Source organism: Pseudomonas sp. Y5-11, from assembly GCF_022368695.1.
GTDB lineage: Bacteria > Pseudomonadota > Gammaproteobacteria > Pseudomonadales > Pseudomonadaceae > Aquipseudomonas > Aquipseudomonas parakoreensis.
Genome location: NZ_CP058974.1, coordinates 3219753 through 3220880, shown reverse-complemented (window position 1 = coordinate 3220880; position 1128 = coordinate 3219753). Strand labels below are relative to the sequence as shown.

The following is a 1128-nucleotide window of genomic DNA, read 5'->3' as shown; positions in this document are numbered from 1 at the left end:
CCTGCGGCAGCTCCTACAGGGATCGGGGTGTTTTTGAGTTTTGTGGACGACACGCAGACTTGTGGGAGCTGGCTTGCCAGCGATGGCAGTGGGTCATTCGGTATTTTTGTACGATTTTTTACCGATTTGCTGCGGTCTCCACACAAACGCCGAAACCTCTCGCCGCAACCTCCGTCTTGTCCTACAGCCAGTTTTGAGTAGATAGCACTAAGGTGGAGGCCCTGGCAGATGGATACCGATGAGAGGCAAAAAATGAACAGGGACATCGTTTGCGAATGGGCTGAAAAAGTCTACGGATTGGCAGCACCGAAATATTCTGGCTATATTTGTCCAGAATACAGGGGTGAGCTGATGATCATCGTTCCGCTGGCTGAAGCCAAAAACAATTTATCCAAACTCGTCGATGAAGCCGCTGCTGGCCAAGTCATCACGATTGCCAAGCATGGCCGGCCGATGGCTCGCCTCGTTCCCGTAGGAAAACCCAGCGCTCAACGTATTGGCGCAATGAAAGGCAAACTGGTGTTGCCCGACGATTTCGACTCACCATTGCCCGATGACATGCTTGATGCATTTGAGGGCACTCAAGCATGAGGCTTCTGCTCGACACGCACGTTTTGCTCTGGACGCTCAGTGATGACGTCAGACTGTCCGGCAAAGCCAGAAAACTGATTGAGAACGCCGCCGAAATCTACATCAGCGCCGCCACCTTCTGGGAAATGGCGATCAAGGTTGGGCTCGGCAAGCTAAATGTTGATCTGGAAGAAGTCCGCCAATATTGTCTCGACAGTGGCTTTATCGAACTGCCAGTGACTGCAGAGCACGCCATCGCTGTGAAGGATCTTGAGCACCATCATCGCGATCCGTTTGACCGTATTATCGTGGCCACAGCGATGACCGAACCAATGAAGTTGCTTACGGCTGATGCTCTGGTTGCTCGGTACACCGATATGGCTGTTCTGGTCTGATCAAGACACATCTAGCACCGTCACACATCAATGCTGGCTGCCAGGCCAACCATCAAGCCACACAGTGAATCCGGGTGTACCCGGGCCTGACCCCATGCTTGATATCTTTGAAGAAATTCAAGCATGAAGCTGGCATTGACCGATGTCCTGTAGGAGCTGCCGC

2 protein-coding genes are annotated in these 1128 nt (G+C 52.6%); both read left to right on the top strand.

The genetic code is table 11. From position 1 onward, the window contains the following. The first annotated feature begins 252 nt into the window (after window positions 1-252). The gene (locus HXW87_RS14325) at window positions 253-591 is read left to right on the top strand and encodes a type II toxin-antitoxin system Phd/YefM family antitoxin (RefSeq protein WP_239779156.1); all 339 of its coding nucleotides are present in this window, start codon (window positions 253-255) and stop codon (window positions 589-591) included. Next, window positions 588-965 carry a type II toxin-antitoxin system VapC family toxin gene (locus tag HXW87_RS14320; protein ID WP_182404268.1) on the top strand — a complete coding sequence of 126 codons (378 nt, stop codon included), beginning with the start codon at window positions 588-590 and terminating at the stop codon, window positions 963-965. Before HXW87_RS14325 ends, HXW87_RS14320 begins: the two co-directional genes overlap by 4 nt. Window positions 966-1128: the final 163 nt, after the last annotated feature.